We start from the raw sequence: 19,001 nt of genomic DNA on the forward strand, positions 1-19,001 counted from the left end.
TTTAAATGCCACGACACAGAAACTGTGTCGTGGCATTTGTTCTTTTCTACTTCATAGTCACCTTGCCACCCACAAACTTGTAGGCTGGCGTACCTCGAACCAAGGTATCTCGCGCGAATTCAATCCCACATTCAGGGCACACACATGGCTCTTTAGTGAAATCTTCAACAATACGTTCCTTAAAACACTTCACGAGGGCACCTTTGCCACCTTTCCGATACTTAAAAAGTTGCGTTTTGCATTTCGCACAGAAAATCTGAACCGTTTTGGTTGGTTGTTTCTTGTTTGGTTTAGCCATAGAAGTTAATGATTGAACTCTTTATTTCTTAAGTTTAGGTGCGACAAGAACCAAGCTTATCCCGAGTAAAATAACGGTCGATGAGATAATAAATTGCATGGTGACCGGCTCGGAGAGTAACAAGACACCACCGAGTGTCGCGATAACCGGCACAGAAAGCTGTGCAATGGATGCGACCACTGTATTCAGCTTTTTCACCACGTAATACCACAAACTATAACCCACACCAGAAGCCACTGAGCCCGATATAACCGCGTAAATCAAACCTTGCTCAGTGATAGAGACTTGAGGCATTGCATTAGGTATTACAACTAGAGGGCTTAAACCTGCAAGGATAACTAGCGAGCTAAATCCAAAGTTAGCGGTCGTCGATTGCAGTGCGTTTAAAGATTTCTTTCCTGCCAATGTGTAAATACCCCACCCAACTCCTGCCAGAGACATCAAGATGATAGAAACTAAGTCTGGTGCCTGTGTCGATTCAGTTGGCATTAACAAGTAAACAAGCCCTGCCACAGATAACAAACATCCGCCCCACTCAAGTAATGATATTCTGTTTCCAGAGAACAAGTGCGCGGCAATCATCGTAAATTGTACTGCGACAAACAGCACCAGCGCACCGAGACCTGCGCCAAGCTTTAAGTAGGCGAATGAAAAGCCAAACATATACACAAGCAGTGACAATATTGATGTGAATTGAAACTGTGACTTTAGCTTTGTATATACCGATGTGCTGTTGTTTGCTAACTCCTGTTTATGCTTAGGTTGGGAAGATAAAGTGAATAAAATCAGAAGTGTAAGCGCACCAGACAAGATGCGCACGATCGAAAAGCTCAAAGGATCAATCGTTTGATCCATTAAAGCCCAGCGACACAAAACTGAATTAGCAGCAAAGGCCACCAGCGTAATAAATGTAACCATCACAGTTTGCATCGTGTTGTCCTAATTGAGTTATTTGGTCCTAATAAGTGTTCTTGGTTTTCAATCAACGTCAGGCTTCACCCAAACTTGACTAAAGTCGAACCAACCTAATGCATTACACTTTGCGTTCTGCAACGTACCACATTGATCTTTGTTAACGCCCAACCAACAGTGGAACATCGGAATTAACTGATTGCTTTGCACCAGTTGTTTACCTAACTGTCGTGCTGGGAATTGCTCGAATTCTCCCGAACGCCAACGATCAATCATGTGACACCATTGGTCGAAATCTTCAGCTGGGCTAGATTCATCAAGAAAACTGTAATCCATCAACCAGCCGGCCAATGCATCGTCTCTGTTGTTAGCGATACCCATTGGATTAATCCAAATATCAACATTATCGGCGTGTGGAGGATCAGTTTCGTAACCGATAAGCTCAACATCGACATTATATTGCTTCAACACGGTGACAATCGCTTTGGCAAGTGTTGGGAACATCGGGTGTTGGCATTGGTACGCCAATCTAATGGTTGGTTTCGCATTTGCTGGTGGACAGACTGGCGTGTTTAACTTTATGTCATACCAGCCAGGTTTTATCCCATAGGCGTGTAGAACGCCCAAATCGATGACGGTCTCTTTTGGGATATGAACAAACAGATCAGCTGCATTCAATGCGTTAGACAAAAACTCCGCCCATGCGGGATCTTGTGCGATGCCCTTCTTTCTATTCAATAGTAAATACGTACAACCGGGATCAAGCTCTACTTCATCACTATCACCACGGTCGGCCATTACCGGTTTCGAAAGGCTTGGGTAAACCATAGAGGAATACGCTTCATCAACCACCCAAACCTCAACGCGATCAATCAACGGCCTGAAACCAAAGTATCCGTTGAAAGCCGTTAGTACGAGTTGCTTCTCATCGTTCTTTTCAATGCGATACGGCCCCGTACCAATTGGTCGAATATCGTAGTCTTCGCCACGTAAAATCATCGGTAAAGTGACCTTAGCGACCGATTCCGTGAGCGCGAGTGGGAAATACTTATCTGGGCGTGTTAAGAAGACATCGACCACGCAATTTGCGGGTGAAGAGACATCTTTAATATGCGAGAACAAATTGAGTGGTTCGAGCGCAAGAAGCGTGTCGACAACATGATTCGTTAATAGAGGCTCCCCGTTATGAAAACGAACACCCGGCCTCAAGAAGAATCGCCATTGATAGTCACTGATTTTTTGCCATGAATGAGCAAGATCGGGTTGTAACTGATCATTTTCATCCAATCGCGTTAACCCACTGAAGACTTGGCAGGCAATATGCTGCTCTGAACGTCGCATCGATTTTGTCGGGTTAAGCATTGAGAGCGGTCGGTAATAAGGCAAACGAATGACCTGCTCACCTTCTTGATATTGCACACCCAAATAGTTTTGAATAACCTGAGTAAGCTTGGCAGCATTGTGGTCAAGCACTGACAGCGCCTGACCAATTTTACCTTCCTGTAAGTACCGCCTCGCTAAGTTTTCACTGACATCGCAACGATTCTGCTTAAAGATAAGTTGAGATAACTTACCTCGGCCAGCCGCCGGTAGCCACTCTACCCAGCCTTGTTCTTCAAGTTTGTTGAGTACCATTCTTGCATTACGACGGGTACAACAGAGTACATCTGTTATGTCATCGAGCTGAACATCAGAATCTTTACCATCGAAGTATTCAAACAGGGTTTCAAATTGAACGCGAAGTCTTGGGCTGCTCATAAAGAGGAAAACTTATTCAAAGGACATTGAATTCAGTTTCCCTATTTTAAGACGTAAAATCAATCTTACTGACGTGTTTTTATTGCGAATTATTGGGTATGACGTCCCAAGATGTTATTCAAACAGAATGGCTAAGTACTTTTGCAGCATACGGTTACATCACATCGCAGCCGATTTCATTGGCGATGTCACGAAGCTGTTGTTCATTATCTAATTTAATTGACCACTTGCACTCAGAGCCATTCGCCGAAATGACATTTGCCCCTTTTCCAATTAATTGAATCGCATCAACTTGGGCTTGCAGCGTGACTCTATGTTCACCATCTAAACGAACAACCAGCTCATGTGCGGTTGCGATAACTTTTCCACTTTTAAACGTTATGACCATCGGTTTCTCTAGCTACTTCTTTTAAATACAAATTACTATTATTCTAAATAGTACACAGTTAACTGCTTCCTACTCTATTATCGCTTATGTTTCTTCACGGCAATCGTTAATCGACTCGTACACACTAAGCGTTGACGCTCGTCAGTGATATTGATTTGCCATACTTGGGTAGAGACACCCAGGTGAATAGGTTCAGCCGTACCGATAACATGGCCTTCACGCATTGATCTTACGTGATTCGCGTTGATATCTAAGCCAACGCAATAGTAGCCTTCTGGTACGCAGAAATTAGCCGCCAATGAGCCAAGCGTTTCAGCTAGCACAACCGATGCGCCGCCATGAAGCATGCCTAGTGGTTGGTGCGTAAAATGACAAACCGGCATGGTTGCCACTAAGGAATTATCGTTTACCTCTGTGTAAACAATGTTGAGGTGCTCAATTAAGGTATTTTTTGAGGTCGCGTTGAAGGTATCTAGGTCAACGGGCTTTTTCCAAATACTCATATGGGTTCCTTAATTATTGACTTTATTAGTGCGTGAATCGCTTTATTAGTAAGTGAATAGCTTCATTATCGTTAATAGTGATCTTAACGATAACAATGTTTTTAAATACAATACTTATCTTACAGCTCTTAGTTATTACGCAAGTTGATGTTAACATGCATAAAAACCGAATACACAGAGGATATTGTATGACGTCATGGATGAAGTTTGCCTCGCTTCTCACACTTGCAGGCCTAACCGCATGTAGCGCTTCCCCGACAGGAAGAAACCAATTACTGCTTTTTTCTGATCAAGACATGTCTCAACTTGGGGCGCAATCTTTTGAACAAATGAAGAAAGAACAGCCAATAAGTAAAGACGCGAAAACGAACGCTTATGTACAGTGCGTTGCAAATAGCATTACTCAACATATTCCAAAACAAGGCTTTAGTGAATGGGAAGTTGTTGTTTTTGATAGTGACCAAGTGAATGCCTTTGCTTTGCCGGGTGGCAAAATTGGCGTGTACACAGGGTTACTTAAGGTAGCGGTCAATCAAGACCAACTCGCAACGGTTATCGGACACGAAGTGGCTCACGTTCTCGCTGACCACAGTAATGAGCGTCTATCTCAGTCTCAAATCGCTAATACTGGTTTATCCATTACCAGTGTTGCGTTAGGCGCATCAGAATACAAACAGTACCAAGGAATGACAATGGCTGCCCTAGGTTTAGGTGTTCAATACGGGGTTATTCTACCGTATGGCCGAACTCAGGAATCAGAAGCCGATGTTGTTGGTTTAGAATATATGGCTCAGGCAGGGTTCGATCCTAAACAGAGCGTCGACTTGTGGCAAAACATGGCGAAAGCATCAGGTGGTAGCCAACCGCCAGAATTGCTGTCTACGCACCCTTCCCACAGTACGCGTATCAAAGATCTACAGGCGACGATAAAAACGTTACCTAGTTCGGGTTCACTAAGACCAAATTGCAAAGCGTAATCTAACATTCGTTTAGACGCTAAACTTCGAATACAAAAATGCCCTATCCGTATTGGTTAGGGCATTTTTTTGTTTTTGATTCTTGTTAAGTACCAAGAATTTGCAATGGTAGGCTTAATAGCTGATCACCCGTAGATGCAAAATACCAGATAACACCGATCAAACTACTCACTAGACCTACATACCAAACAAACGACACGACTTGACCGTATTTGTCTAATGGCAACAAGTGACTGTGGTGACGCCCTTTCCATTCGAAGAGTATTTCCACGCTGCCCATAATCAATAAGAAGCCAAACAGGGTCAAATTCAACTGATAACTCAGTACCACGCCAGCAATAGCTGCCGCAACACACAGGACAATACCAAGTACACTGTTCATCGAGAAACTGATACTTTTTAGTACATGACCGCCATCAAGAGGCAAAATCGGCAGTAGATTGAACAGGTTTAACAAGGCATTAAATACCGCAAGCCCGGCAAAGAACATCTCGCCAGTCGCCCAATACAACACCATAAATATCAACGACAATATCAAGCCAAACAATGGTCCCATGATCGAGATAACCACATCTTGCCAGCGCGTATTGATCTTTTCGTCGGATAACGCCAAGCCACCAAGGAACGGTATTAAATAGATACCCTTGGTCTTCATTCCAAAGTATTTCATAGCTCTAATGTGGCCATATTCATGGAACATTAAACAAGCGATCAAGGCTAAAGCGAACTGAATTGAAAATAGCCACGAATAAGCCGCTAAACTCGCAGAGGCAAGTACCACCTTGATTAACTTGGCACTCTTGAGGGCTTTCATTCCCAGCGAAACTAACCCGATTAAGCTAAAACGCTTCTCTGGTTTTGGTGCGACAACCGGGGTTTGTTGCTCGATATCTTTGGTGTTTCGATTGCCTTCGGTAACGGTTTGGCCATTCACGGTCGCTTTATAGGTCATCTCAAACGGTTGCCACTGAACGACCGCCTCAACGTGACACTGCAACGTTTCTTCACCTGCGCGCAAAGTAAATGCATGAGTTCGAGCGTCATCTTGATCTGTGGTTGCATCTAATTGGGACACCAAAGTATTGTCCCAATACAACTGTTGCCACCCTGCCATTGACCCCTCTAAACGAAGTGGTTTTCCAAGAAACTCTATCGCGAGTAATTCCAAACTTTAATTCCAATTTAATGACTATCAATATGAACCGATATTATGCCGATTTAGCGATTAACGGTAAACATAAACAAAGTTGTTACATATTGAGCAGTTGAACACTATTTATACCAGCACCTAACATAAACATTCTGGTCACACCTCCAACCACCCATAAATCATTGATTGTAGTTATATTATTAGTGTTAGAGTGCCGCCCCTTAAAAATATTACTTCACAAAATGACAACTCATTCTTTGACTTTATATTAAACATGAATTTAACATGCCATTTACATTAGAGCTTAAACACCAACAACGCTCAGTGTGTTTTCAACAATAAGAATGAGATTTGATGCCCTAGGAGGGTCAAGGATGAAAACAATACAACGCTCTCTCGTTTCACTTTCTGTGCTATTTGCATGTAATTCACTTGCGGCTGGTTTCCAAGTTGCTGAGCACTCTGCCTCAGGTCTTGGTCGTGCATTTTCAGGTGAAGGTGCTGTAGCTGATAACGCGAGTGTACTAGCGAGAAACCCCGCCGCAATGACCCTATTTGATACAGCCCAATTTTCAGGCGCGGTTTCTATCGTTGATCCAGAGGTGGATATTACTCAAAACAATGTTCCAGGTTCAGGCGGACAGAGCCAAGTATCCAAAGACGTAGCACCACTGCAAGTCGTTCCTGCTGCTTACTACATCAGCCCAATCAACGATAAATGGGCTTGGGGTATCGGTATGTTCTCTAACTATGGAGTTGCTACCGATTACCCAGATGATATTTATGCGGGTGATCTTGCTGGTGATACTTCACTTATATCAGTAAACGTAAACCCTAATGTCGCTTATCGTATTAATGATCAATTTAGTGTCGGTGCGGGTGCAAATCTCGTTTACGCAGAAGCTGAACTTAATCGTCACCAAGGCTCTATCTCTAACATTACTGGTGACTCTGCCTCTACAAAACTGATCAGCATGACAGGTGAAACATTTGCATTTGGTTGGAACGTAGGCGCGTTATATGAACTGAATGAAAACAACCGATTCTCTATCGCTTATCGTTCAGAGGTAGACCTCGACTTTGATGATGGTGACTTTACTGATTACACGGGCAGCATCGTGCAAGGTAGTGCTACGACAACAACAGGCCGTCTAAAAATCACGTTGCCTTCAATTATTGAAATTTCAGCTTTCCACCAATTGACCGACCAATGGGCAATTCACTACGGCTGGCAACAAACTGGATGGAGTAGCTTTAAAGAGCTTAAAGCGACGAGTTCAGATTGCGCAAATGGCGAGTGTTTTAAAAAGACCGAAGACTACGACGACAATAACCGTTACTCACTGGGTGCAACTTACCAGTTAAACCAAGAATGGACCTTAAGAGCGGGTTTAGCTTATGACGAGCAAGCTGGTGAAGCGACATTGAGTATTCCAGACAGCGACCGTTTCTGGTACAGCGCAGGTTTGACTTATCAGTACAGCCCTAACCTTTCAATCGATGCTGGTTTCGCTCTTGTTCAAAGTAAAGAAGGTGATTTCACTGAAACCAATGAACTTGATCAGGAACTTCAATTCTCTGGTGATGCAGTCGCTTACCTATCTGCAATTCAAATGAACTACACCTTCAACTAAACGGAATTAAAACATGAAAAAGTTATTTAATGTTTCGCTGCTCGCTTCAGCAATGTTTCTTGCTGGTTGTGGTGATGACTCTTCGAGTTCAGGTGCTTCAACAGCGATTCAATATGAGCAATACATTCAAGATTCACTCACACAAGCGACGAGCATCAAGTTTCAATTAACGGGTGCTGATATTGCTGTTCCTCTTCCTAGTTTCGCGTTGATGGATGCTACCGACGGTACACTTGGCTTGCCGACCGGTGGTGATGACTCATTAACCAACCCTATTGCAGCAATGAATACAATGGATGGTTGGTCAACTTCGATGCCAATCATCATGAACTTTGAAGGTACTGGTTTAGCTGATGGTTTCGCTACAGGTGGTGTTTACCTATTAAAGCTTAGCGGTTCACTGACTTCAGACACAGCACCAACTGTTACTGGCATACTGGCACAAGGCACTGACTTTAAAGTTCTATCTAGCGCCTCAACTGACACATTCACAATTGTGTTCAATGAATCCTTAGATGCTTCAAGTGAATACGTATTGGCACTTTCCAATGAACTAACGGATGTTAATGGCGATCCTGTTGGCATGTCACCAAGTTATGCAGCCCTGAAATCAAGTGTAGTAACCTATACCGAAGGTAGCCTTGCTCAAGCGCAGCAAGTAACTCAAGGCGTTGAAAAAATCTTCGCAGGAGCGAACGCTCAAGGTGCTATTACTCTTGATACTGAGAACATCATTTACTCTACTTGGTTTACTACAGAGTCTGTCGGTAGTTCCATCTATTCAACAAAAGCAGCGACCGCATCCGCTTTAGCTCAGGGTGGAATGGCACAAGTATGGAAAGGCAGTGCTAATCCAAATAATATAGACCTAACATCTGCCTACCAAATGACATTTGGTACTACACAAGAATTGGCGATTGCATTAGCCGCGGATACTACTGTTGATACATTTATGGAGGCTTCCACTAAAGCCGCTATGTTAGCAGGTTATACGGGAGGAGCGTTAAATGGCACAGTTAACGTCACCAAGGGTAATGTAAAACTACCCTACTACTTGGAAACAGGAACAACCGAATGGAATTCGCAACCATTTGAGTCAGGCATGCCAAGCCTTGTCAAGGTGTCGTCAGCTATTGCAGACACCGATGAAAAAGCAAATATGGCTGCACAGCTTTTAAGCTTAGGTGTAGATCTTACAAAGCTTGCTACAGACCCCGCAGAACAACTTAAACTTGTTGGTGCAAATCTAACTTTGAGTAACGGCAATGCATTAGATACCGAACGTGTCATCACTCGATATGCTCCCGTACCGCAAGTTAAATCACTGCAAGATGTAGAGTTTATCTTGTTTACGCCTGTAGCCATTCCTAGCACTCCAATGCCAATCGTTATTTATCAACACGGTATTACTAGTCTTAAAGAAAACGCTTATGCATTTGCTGCGAATCTTGCTGCACAAGGTATTGCTGTGATAGGTATCGATATGCCACTACATGGAACTCGTAGCTTAGATAAAATACCAAATGAACGTTCAGCGAATGCTAACCTATTGGCATACCTAAACCTTACTAACTTACCTGTCGCGCGTGACAATGTACGACAAAGTGTTTTGGATGTGCTTGGGTTACGAGTCGCATTATCCTCTAACCAAGGTCAGGGCGCGTTCACATCAACACCTTTAGCAACTATAGATAACACAACGACCAACCACCCTAGACTATTCGGACATTCACTAGGTGGAATTGTTGGTGTTACTGCGTTAGCACAAGCTAACAAAACAATTGGTGACCCTACGGGAGATGCAATTTATGCGTTTTCATCTGGTGTAATTTCTAATTCCGGCGGTCAAATTTCAAACTTATTATTGGGGTCAGACTCATTTGGCGGCACTGTTATACACAACGTCGCGCTTGGAGGATTAGCAAGTTATGTAGCACACAACACAACAACATGTGAACCGAATAGCTACACGATGACACAGTGTGTGGATGAATTTATTTTAGACTCTGCGAATAAGGCGAGCCTCCAAGCCCTACTCGCTCAGTTCGCTTATTCCAGCCAAACGGTGTTAGATGTAATCGATCCTTATACCAATGCGGGAGATTACAGTGACACATTGCCTACGCTAATGCTTCAAGCTGACGGGGATGAAACTGTACCAAACGCTGTTATCAATAATCCTTTGATTGGGAGTGCGCCATTTGCTGGTACTGAGCCGTTAGCTAGCAAGCTTGTTTTGAACAGTATAAGTGCATCAGCTGCAACTCCTTCTACGTCAGTTACTCGCGAGTTTATTCAGTTTAATGCAGTAGCTAAGCACTCAACCGCAATTGCACCTCAAGATAAAGGAACTCCTCCAGCTGATTACGACCACTACTTGGAAATTCAAAGAGAACTGGTTGATTTCTTCTCTGACAACAAGCTGGATTCAGTATCAAACGTAGGCTCTGTCTTGGAATAAAACTTACCTTTCTATCCACACCAAATGCCAGCCTAACCGCTGGCATTTTTGTATCTATCGACATCTCATCGTCCCTAGTTAACCGTTTGCATAGAACCTTAAAACACAAATGGTTGATCTCAGCTAAAATTAATCAAGACAGAATACCGTACGACCTCTTTCTTTATTGTAAATAAAGTGGATAATAGCCCCGTAATTTAATACCTAATAAATGTGAGTCCATTATGTCTTCTGAAGCTACGATGCTAGAACGCTGCCAATCTAAATGTGAACTATGTGGTTCTGATTCTTCTCTTACTGCATACGCAGTACCGCCACACAGCCACGTAACAGTGGATCACGGCATCATGGTATGTGACAAATGCCTGGGTGAGATTGACGATCCAAAAGATATCAACCACTGGCGTTGCCTAAGCGACAGCATGTGGAGCCAAGAAGCGCCAGTTCAAGTAATGGCGTGGCGTCAACTTACTCGTCTGAACTCTGAAAGCTGGGCTCAAGACGCGCTAGACATGATGTACCTTGAAGAAGAAACATCAGTTTGGGCACAAATCGGCATGTCTGCTGATGACAAGCCTCTTGATGTGAACGGCGTTGAACTTAAAAAAGGTGACGACGTAACAGTAATCAAAGACCTGCCAATCAAAGGTACTAACCAAGTGATTAAGCAAGGTACTGTTATCCGTGGCATCAGCGTTGGTGACGATCCTAAGCTTGTTTCTGGTAAAACAAACGGCGGTCAATCAATGTACGTAATCGCTGAGTTCTGCCGTAAGAAGTAATTCTTCTTTTCGCTGAACAAAATCTAAAAAGGCGCTAATGAATAATTAGCGCCTTTTTAATATCTCAAATTTTCACGACTTAAAACTATCAATAAGTTGCTCGCGGTACTCTTTAATAACAGACACCAAAGAGCCTTTGATACCACTGACTTGTTTTGAGTGCGGACACCACAACGCGAATCCAAATTTGAATCCTTCCACCATTTGCGCAGAGTGAATGGGCTCAATTGAATGTTTTGAAAATTCAGAGTCGGTAAAAAATGCCTTAGGAAGAAGTGCCCATCCAAAACCCTCTTCAAGCATTTTGATCACTAACGAAAGCTGATCGATTTCTTCATAGTCAGAGCTCACGATAATCTTTTCAGACATACCTTCGTCAATCAGAGACTTCAATACGAACTGTTTAGAGTTCCTTAGTGCGACTAATACTTCGTCTTTATCTATATGTGAGAGTTCTCCACCTTTCTGTCCGAATGGGTAGAACTCAAAATGCCCAAGGAAAGTAGAATCAAAACTATGCATCGCCCGGCTATTGTGAGCATTCACAAGTCCAAAGTGATATTCCCCACTTTGTATTCCTTGTTTAATTTCGTTCTTATTCCTAACCAGAAAGTTCACTCGCATCATTGGGAAATCGTGCTTAAGTCGTTTACGTATATCCACCAAAACACGTTGTGGAACGAAACTAGAATACGCGATTGTTATTTTCTCTAACCCACCATAAGAAAGGCTCAACGCTACTTTGTCAAAAGTACGAGCTTGCTCAATCGTCTGTTTTGCGTAGTGATAAAGGAGGTGCCCGTCCTCCGTTGGTTCAACAGAGCGGCCAACTCTTTCAAAAAGATGCACAGCAAGATGATCTTCCAAATTTGTAATAACCTGGCCGACGGTCGTTCTGTGCTTGTTGAGTTTTACTGCTGCTTTGCTGAATGACCGTTGTTCATAAACGGTCACAAACGCGAGAAGTTGTTCAATACTGAAGTTCATTTTGATGTGCTTACTTTCTTAGTCATGCATATGAGATAGAAAAATATCTACTGCATCAGAATAATAATGATAAAAAGACAGAGCTAAATAGCTAATGATTTGTGCCTTTTGCTAACTCTTGTTTCTAGTATATACCTAAACCTACCTACGTTTGATGGATCCGATCCTCTATATACGATTATCAACATTGCCATAGTTCCTTTATCGTAACCTTCTTCAAACGATAGAGACAGACCCATGAACACAATGCCACATGAACTCGTGTGGGGTGAGATCTACTTCCCGCCTTTGCTTTTGGTTATCGCGTTAGCGTATGTATTGACGATATTGACTGGCTCAATCGCGACAAAACTTGGGCTACATAAATATGTCGCTTTTCCTGCAATAGCCGAAATAAGCTTAATCGTTATTTTCGTCGGCGTTATCGGCCAATTTATTACCATTTTCTGAGGCATTCACCTTGATTAAACGTTATCTCATCACCCTACTACTGGTCGTTACCGCAAGCTCTGTGGCTTATAACTATTACCAATCCTATTCAAGTAATCCTTGGACTAGAGATGGTCAGGTCAGCGCATACATCGTTTCTATTACCCCTAGAGTCACCGGGCAAGTAACTAAAGTCCACATTGAAGACAACTCACAGGTAGTTAAAGGGGATCTACTGTTTGAGATCGACCCAAGCATTTATCAGGCAGCCTACAATAAAGCACTCGCGACACAGAAACAGGCACGCGCGCTCTTAGCAAAAGCTAAAAACGAAGAGCAACGCGCGTTGAACTTAGAAAAAAGAACGCCTGGCGCGCTGCCTGTGCTGACCTTGAATAATCTGAACAACGCGGTTGAGACAAATGCAGCTAACGTTGCACTAGCAAAGGCCAGTGTTGAAGAGGCACATTTAAATCTCAAATACACCAAGGTGTACGCTCCAACGAATGGCTTCATCACGAACTTAAACCTACGTGAAGGTTCTCAAGTTGTTGCTAATACACCTGTGGTGGCATTAATCGATGAGGATAGTTTTTGGATTGAAGGTTATTTCAAAGAAACTGATCTTGTGAACGTTGCACCAAACGACAAAGCTATCGTCACGCTCATGATGCACAATGATGTTCAATTAAAAGGCCATATTAAAAGTATTGGTTTTGGCATTGCGACACAAGATGGCAGTACTGGTAATGACCTTCTTCCCAACGTGAACCCAAATTTTCAATGGATTCGCCTCGCTCAGCGTATACCAATTAAAGTAGTACTCGATAACGTGCCTGAAGACTTGCAACTTCGTGTCGGCATGACAGCTTCAATCAAAATAATCAAATAGTTGGATGGCATTTATGTTCAGTGCATCGACCAAAGAAGCAATTAAGGCTTCTCTCGCGATTGTTATCTCTATCTGCCTTGCGTTGTGGTTTCAGTGGGAGAAGCCCTATTGGGCGGCAATTGCGGTTGCAGTCATGGCATTGAACGAGAGTTTTGCCCATTCAATAAACAAAGGCCATAACCGATTAATGGGAACCTTGTTAGGGACGGGTTATGCCTTTTTCTTAATTGCGATGTTTTCTCAGGACCGCTTTCTGTTTCTGATGTTTTTCACCTTATTTCTCGGTACATGCATCTTCATGTCGAGTGATGAAAAATACTGTTATGTCTTTTCTATAGGCTTTGCTGTCTGCTCCATCATCTCTTGCATGGGCGGATTCGATAACCAAATTACATTTTATTTTGCGGTACTACGAATACAAGAAACTTTGCTAGGCGTTATCACCTTCTCAATTGTTTATCGTCTAATCTGGCCGGTAAACACTGAACAAAACTTCGTACAACGATTTGAAACAAGCAGAGAAACGCTGATAACAGCAATGAGCAACACTAACAACTTAGATATAGAAGCATTGGAGTCCAATACCGCTAATATTAAGAAGCTTTATCAACTGTTGGATTTACCGCTCACTGGCAGTTATCACCTAAAACAAAATATCCATGCGTGGCGTTTACGAGTCCGTGAAATGGCTCATATTCAAGATCGTCTGCTTGAACTCGCCTCGGATGAACTGACTCAACCTATTGATTGGCCAATTCTCACAGAAAAAATGGAAAAACTAGAGTTAATGGCGCCGCACTTATCATTGATTGATGATGTGCCGTTTGTGAAGAGTGAGAAGAAAAACGTTTCTTGGCACCATGAGCACCGTACCTTTGTTCAACACCTTGATGAAGATGGGAGAAAAGTCTTACAAGGAGTCTCGATGTTCGTAACGTCGCTACTGGTTTGGATATATCTACCTGTGCCGGGTGGTTTTATTTTTCCGATGATTGCAGGCGTATTTTCTTCCATGTTGCCGACGATGCCACCAAGTGTTATCAAAGATGCGTTTTTCGGGGTGATAGGCACAGGTACCATTATTTTACTTCAATACATCTTTATCATGCCGATGATGACTGAATTGTGGCAATTGGCACTGTTTTATTTCATTAATAGCATGGTGATATGGAAAGTGTTCGCAACGCCTAAACTGATGGTACACCGAATACTTGGCATTAACCTGTTGGTCGTCCTTACATCTGGCGCGCTCAATCTAACACCGGTTTATCAGATTCAAACACCTTTGCTGATGTTAACCACACTGCTCATCATTTTAATGATAGGCAAATTATTTACTGACCTCTTTAGAATCAAGAGTGTCGTTTAATCTCGTTACGCGGATGCGCTAAACTTGGAATAAGAAAACAAAAAGGCGCAATTAAGCGCCTTTAGAAATTCTATTTTTACTGACTCAATATCAGTTGTTTCTCAACCAAACATCTTGGTTTTTAGGTGCTTTCTTCTTTTTCTTCTTGCCTGTACCAGCCGGTGGCGCAACGGGTTTTAATGCAGCAACAAGTTCAGCGGTTGCCTCTTCATCCACTTCAAAACCTTCAATTTGCTCACGCTCAAGACGGATTTTGTTCTTCTTCTCAATGATCTTGAAGTGATGGTAATCTTCGTGATCGATCAAAGATAGCGCAAGGCCAACCTCACCTGCACGACCACTTCGACCGATACGGTGCATGTAATCCGATGGGCTTCTTGGTAAATCAAAGTTGATTACAACTGGAAGTTTTTCAATGTCCAAGCCACGAGCAGCGATGTCTGTCGCGATAAGAACGTCAATCTCGCCAGATTTGAAATCTTCAAGAATACGAGTACGTGAACCCTGCCCTTTATCGCCGTGGAATACTTCTGCGATGATACCGCGCTTGTAAAGCTTATCTGCAAGGTGCTCACAGCTGTTCTTCGCGTTTACGAAGATCAGTGCTTGTCGCCACTCGTGTTGTTGAATCAGGTGCGCTAGCAATGCGGTCTTACGACCTTTTTCTACTTCGAATACACGCTGAACCAGAGTGCTCGCATTGGCACTTTGAAGTTGAACTTCAATTGGATCATTCAGTAGTTCGTGAGTCAGCGTTTTAACTTGCTCGGGGAAAGTCGCAGAGAACAACAAGGTTTGTTTTTTGCTTGGCAGAAGTTTCAAGATCGCGTCTAGTTCTTCTGTAAAACCAAGGCTTAACATTCGGTCAGCTTCATCAAGCACTAACGTTTTTACTTTATCTAGCTTGATAGCGTTGCTTGAGATCAGATCCAACAAACGACCCGGTGTTGCCACCAAGATATCAGTGCCGCCACGTAGCGCTTGCATCTGAGTGTTTACCGATACACCACCAAATACACAAACCGTTTTGATCGCACCATTGAAATGCACAGCGTAAGACTTAACACTATCGGCCACTTGCTTAGCAAGCTCACGAGTAGGAACTAAGATAAGACCAGACACAAAGTTACCTTTGCCTGCTCTTCGGTCTAAAGGTGCATCTTCATGGATTTGTTGTAACAGCGGCAATGCAAAGGCTGCTGTTTTACCTGAACCGGTATTTGCCCCTGCAATTAGGTCGCGTCCTGCTAACACACTTGGAATAACTTGCGCTTGGATAGGCGTTGGCTGTTGGTATTCAAGCTCTGTTAAACGAGCCATCAAAGGAGAGATTAAGCCAAGATCAGAGAAGTTGGGTGGTGTTGTGGTGTTAGTCATTAATTGCAGGAACTCAAAGCTAAAATAATAGCGCGCTATATTAACGTATTTCAGCAGTATTACGTAACTAAATCGCCCCTTTCTCCCGTGTTTCAGCGATTAAGCCCCTGTAAAACACATCCAGATAACAAGTTATCGCAAATTTAGTCAAGCCACCCTGCTACCGTTTGCTCTGGCGTGTATGAGTTGAGCTCAGTTAACCATACGGCTACAGCATCTGGCGTGGCGACTAACGGGGAGAAGTCGATATTGAATTGCCATTTGGATTCACCACGTTGATAGCCGTCGTAAACCACGACAAAATCGTGCTCAAGTTTCTTACCTCTGTTCTCGCCCGCTTTAACGCTGGTGACTTCGTTCATCGCCAACAAGGCAATATGAGCGACATAATCCCCTTTGCCTTCGTAACTCACGTTGAACGTATCGCCTTTATGGTGCACTGTTAATTTGGGATTAGTTTGTTGTTGGAGCGAAGGCAACGTTCTGTCTAGCCAATTAAAGTAACCACGCCACTCTTTTCCATCGACAACAAAGCCCGGAGTATAAACGCCACTTGTTACCCCATAAGCTTTGTATAAACGCTGCTTCTGACTGAATGCCTTGCTGGCGAACTTGTCTCCCCAGCCTAAGTAATCCCAGTAGTCTACGTGATAAGCAAGCGGTATGACCTCGGTCCAAAGTTTTGGATGATCTGCAAAAGTACTAAGGTACGTGTCAGCAGGCGGACAACTCGAACAACCTTCAGAGGTAAACAGCTCAATAACCTGAGCAGGCTGGCCTTCGTTACTCCAGATTTGTGCAAACGACACAGAGGAATAGGCGCCGATCGGTAAGGCAAATAAACAAAGTTTAATCAATGATGAATTGCGTGTGGCGTGTGACATACCGAGATCCTCGTACAAAGCGAATTTACTGGCGCTCAAACAAAGACCGTTATGCCTAAGTATTTCTTTCAGGTGCTGGGTTTATTTCAGATGTGTAGTTTATTTCAGATACACAGCTTGTTTTAGATGCACAGCTTATTTCAGATACAAAAACGCCAGCTTTAGAAGCTGGCGTTTTTTAAAATTCTATATTTTTACATGTTAACGCAGAGATTAACGGTTGATACCGATATCGCGTTGCATGTGACCAGATAGGTCGCTTGCGTAGTAACTACGTGGAGAGTTGTCTACGAAAAGAATATCGAAAATGTGTGCAATCAATCCTTTGATGTTAACCGAGTAGGTCTTCTTATCCATAGAGTTAGGAACAGCGATAGTATTCATTTGCATTGCTTGAGCCATGATTGCCTCTCTATAAATTTGTTTATGTGGTTCGTTCTGATGACAAGAATAATAGGTGATCTTTTGCAGGTTAAAAAATGACTAAAATTAGAAATTGAGATTAGTTTTTCTAATAAAACAAATCATTAACAACAACTCGAAATACATATTCACGCTTGATGAGTAAAAATTCACAGCAGTGCCTAAATCATGCATTTAGTACAAATAACCCTCAAACAACAGCGGTCAATATCACAAAAAATTTACATAAATAAATTTCAAGCTTCATTGACCACCTAATTATTATCGAGTTTTCGATAAGTTATTTTTGTTTTAATTTACTTGTTCAATGTCTGGCTTCTTCGCATAAATCGACGCTATAACCGCAATCGTCATAGTAGAAATTAGAACAGCTAACGACCAATACGTTGGGATAGCCCACTCACTGTCAACCAATAGCATTTTCACACCAATGAACACCATGATGAATGCCAGTGCAGGCTTCAAGTAGATGAACTTATCCATCATGCCTTGCAGAACAAAGTACAAAGAACGAAGGCCAAGCAATGCAAATACGTTTGCAGCCAGTACTAAGAATGGCTCTCGCGTAACGGCGAAAATTGCAGGAATAGAATCCAGTGCAAACATGACATCCATAACCGCAATGGCACCAATCACCAACATCATTGGCGTGAGTACCCATTTAGTGCCTTGCTTGATCATCAACGCGGGACCATGGAAGTCTTCTGTCACAGGCATCACTTTACGAAGTAACTTCTCAGGTAGCGTATTCACACTCTCCTCTTCGCCCTTGTCTAGCGCCAGTTTAATACCCGTACCAATTAGGAACGCAGCAAATACATAAAGCACCCAGTGGTATTCAGCCAATAGCTGAGCACCTAATGCGATCATAATTGCGCGAAGCACCAATGCACCAATTACGCCCCAAAGAAGCGCACGAGGTCTTAGATGCTCAGGAACTTGGTATTGAGCAAAGATCATCGCGAAAACAAACAAGTTGTCTACGCTCAATGATTTTTCTAGCAAGTAACCGGTAATAAATGACACGGTTGCTTTTTGGGCTGTGTATTCACTATTCGGCGCATAGATGTCCCAAAAAAGGTAAATGGAACCAGCAAATAAAAACGCGAGCACAAACCAGAAAACGCTCCAAATTGCCGCTTTCTTGATGGTTACACTACCACCACGAGTCTGATAGATATCAATAGAGACGAGAATGACTGTCAGCAGGAAAAAGCCCGCATAAGTCGTCATGATTGGCGATGAAAAAAAGGATTCACTATTCGTAGATAATAGAGATTGAGTTGAGTTCATTATTCCTCCGGGCGGAAGAACTGTACAAAGACCTTCCGCAAACAAAACTATCAAGTTCCACGACGGATCTTGATTGTGATTGCGTTGGTCTCGTTGAAGTGAAATATGGGATTTCACCTTTACATACCGGATAGACTCTTGGCCTAACGAGATGACGATATGTAAACTTGCGCTAACTACTCCCCAAACGCGTGGATAATATTCCTCTATCTTTGTTTCGTCTAGAAAAATTTTCGGAAATAAATAAAAAAGGAGCAAAACGCTCCTCATTTATTTCTATAGGCTTGTCAAAACGACATTCGTATTGATTTTGAGAATGCTACTGAGAGGATTAACCCCTATTACCATTACTCATGATACAAATCCGTTATTCAATGATGCGAATAACGAACGAGTCTGGTACGCGCTTTGTCTGACAGTTCACTTCAAGGCACGCTACATTATAAACCTGCAGCGGGTACCAAGTACACTAACGCAGACCAAA

General features: G+C 42.8%; 18 protein-coding genes. 7 read left to right on the plus strand and 11 right to left on the minus strand.

The genetic code is table 11. The features are described from left to right. Positions 1–46: 46 nt before the first annotated feature. The 5 genes from L3V33_RS02495 to L3V33_RS02515 all read right to left on the minus strand — a co-directional run bounded on the left by L3V33_RS02495 (position 47) and on the right by L3V33_RS02515 (position 3,859). Positions 47–298 (minus strand): hypothetical protein, encoded by a 252-nt coding sequence (locus tag L3V33_RS02495; protein ID WP_017082269.1) that lies wholly within the window; start codon positions 296–298, stop codon positions 47–49. Between the two features lie 21 nt (positions 299–319). Beyond that, the gene (locus tag L3V33_RS02500; protein WP_237288894.1) at positions 320–1,228 is read right to left on the minus strand and encodes a DMT family transporter; all 909 of its coding nucleotides are present in this window, start codon (positions 1,226–1,228) and stop codon (positions 320–322) included. A 48-nt stretch (positions 1,229–1,276) separates the two neighbouring features. Next, positions 1,277–2,968 (minus strand): SgrR family transcriptional regulator, encoded by a 1,692-nt coding sequence (locus tag L3V33_RS02505; protein ID WP_017079218.1) that lies wholly within the window; start codon positions 2,966–2,968, stop codon positions 1,277–1,279. Positions 2,969–3,122: 154 nt separating this feature from the next. Next, positions 3,123–3,356: a DUF3389 domain-containing protein gene (locus tag L3V33_RS02510; RefSeq protein ID WP_004730938.1), complete on the minus strand. Its 234-nt coding sequence runs from the start codon at positions 3,354–3,356 to the stop codon at positions 3,123–3,125. Between the two features lie 77 nt (positions 3,357–3,433). Next, positions 3,434–3,859, minus strand: a complete 426-nt coding sequence (locus L3V33_RS02515; RefSeq protein WP_004730936.1) for a hotdog fold thioesterase — start codon at positions 3,857–3,859, stop codon at positions 3,434–3,436. Positions 3,860–4,047: 188 nt separating this feature from the next. Between L3V33_RS02515 and L3V33_RS02520 the strand changes: the two genes are divergently transcribed. After that, positions 4,048–4,836, plus strand: a complete 789-nt coding sequence (locus L3V33_RS02520) for a M48 family metallopeptidase (RefSeq protein WP_065206097.1) — start codon at positions 4,048–4,050, stop codon at positions 4,834–4,836. Positions 4,837–4,921: 85 nt separating this feature from the next. Here the strand turns inward: L3V33_RS02520 and L3V33_RS02525 are convergent, their stop codons facing one another. After that, positions 4,922–6,004: a site-2 protease family protein gene (locus tag L3V33_RS02525; RefSeq protein ID WP_237288895.1), complete on the minus strand. Its 1,083-nt coding sequence runs from the start codon at positions 6,002–6,004 to the stop codon at positions 4,922–4,924. 356 nt (positions 6,005–6,360) lie between these two features. On the opposite strand from L3V33_RS02525, the gene L3V33_RS02530 reads away from it, so the two are divergent. The 3 genes from L3V33_RS02530 (at position 6,361) to L3V33_RS02540 (ending at position 10,863) form a co-directional block, all read left to right on the plus strand. Beyond that, complete coding sequence (locus L3V33_RS02530) at positions 6,361–7,620, plus strand: outer membrane protein transport protein (RefSeq protein ID WP_237288896.1); 1,260 nt, start codon at positions 6,361–6,363, stop codon at positions 7,618–7,620. Between the two features lie 13 nt (positions 7,621–7,633). Further along, entirely contained in the window at positions 7,634–10,081 is a 2,448-nt protein-coding gene (locus tag L3V33_RS02535; RefSeq protein ID WP_237288897.1) for a VolA/Pla-1 family phospholipase, read from the plus strand. Between the two features lie 224 nt (positions 10,082–10,305). Further along, on the plus strand, positions 10,306–10,863 hold the full coding sequence (locus tag L3V33_RS02540) for a PhnA domain-containing protein (protein ID WP_004730927.1): 558 nt from the start codon (positions 10,306–10,308) through the stop codon (positions 10,861–10,863). A gap of 72 nt (positions 10,864–10,935) precedes the next feature. Here the strand turns inward: L3V33_RS02540 and L3V33_RS02545 are convergent, their stop codons facing one another. Then, complete coding sequence (locus L3V33_RS02545; RefSeq protein WP_237288898.1) at positions 10,936–11,850, minus strand: LysR family transcriptional regulator; 915 nt, start codon at positions 11,848–11,850, stop codon at positions 10,936–10,938. A gap of 237 nt (positions 11,851–12,087) precedes the next feature. Here L3V33_RS02545 and L3V33_RS02550 point away from each other — a divergent pair, with 237 nt between their 5' ends. Genes L3V33_RS02550 through L3V33_RS02560 form a run of 3 tightly spaced genes read left to right on the plus strand, consistent with a single transcriptional unit; the run spans position 12,088 to position 14,540 of the window. After that, on the plus strand, positions 12,088–12,300 hold the full coding sequence (locus L3V33_RS02550; RefSeq protein ID WP_054546893.1) for a DUF1656 domain-containing protein: 213 nt from the start codon (positions 12,088–12,090) through the stop codon (positions 12,298–12,300). A 10-nt stretch (positions 12,301–12,310) separates the two neighbouring features. After that, entirely contained in the window at positions 12,311–13,171 is an 861-nt protein-coding gene (locus tag L3V33_RS02555; RefSeq protein WP_237288899.1) for an HlyD family secretion protein, read from the plus strand. Positions 13,172–13,184: 13 nt separating this feature from the next. Continuing rightward, on the plus strand, positions 13,185–14,540 hold the full coding sequence (locus L3V33_RS02560; RefSeq protein WP_237288900.1) for an FUSC family protein: 1,356 nt from the start codon (positions 13,185–13,187) through the stop codon (positions 14,538–14,540). Positions 14,541–14,630: 90 nt separating this feature from the next. On the opposite strand, the gene L3V33_RS02565 is transcribed toward L3V33_RS02560, so the two are convergent. From L3V33_RS02565 to L3V33_RS02580, 4 genes are all read right to left on the minus strand, one after another. Beyond that, on the minus strand, positions 14,631–15,917 hold the full coding sequence (locus L3V33_RS02565) for a DEAD/DEAH box helicase (RefSeq protein WP_237288901.1): 1,287 nt from the start codon (positions 15,915–15,917) through the stop codon (positions 14,631–14,633). Positions 15,918–16,060: 143 nt separating this feature from the next. After that, positions 16,061–16,801, minus strand: coding sequence for a DUF1223 domain-containing protein (locus tag L3V33_RS02570; protein ID WP_237288902.1), 741 nt, complete (start codon positions 16,799–16,801; stop codon positions 16,061–16,063). A gap of 213 nt (positions 16,802–17,014) precedes the next feature. Then, a complete protein-coding gene (locus L3V33_RS02575; RefSeq protein ID WP_017079198.1) occupies positions 17,015–17,203 on the minus strand; it encodes a hypothetical protein in 189 nt (62 codons plus the stop codon). Positions 17,204–17,515: 312 nt separating this feature from the next. Further along, positions 17,516–18,517: a TerC/Alx family metal homeostasis membrane protein gene (locus tag L3V33_RS02580; RefSeq protein WP_029222116.1), complete on the minus strand. Its 1,002-nt coding sequence runs from the start codon at positions 18,515–18,517 to the stop codon at positions 17,516–17,518. Between the last annotated feature and the right edge of the window lie 484 nt (positions 18,518–19,001).

The organism is Vibrio sp. A2-1 (assembly GCF_021728355.1).
GTDB lineage: Bacteria > Pseudomonadota > Gammaproteobacteria > Enterobacterales > Vibrionaceae > Vibrio > Vibrio splendidus_K.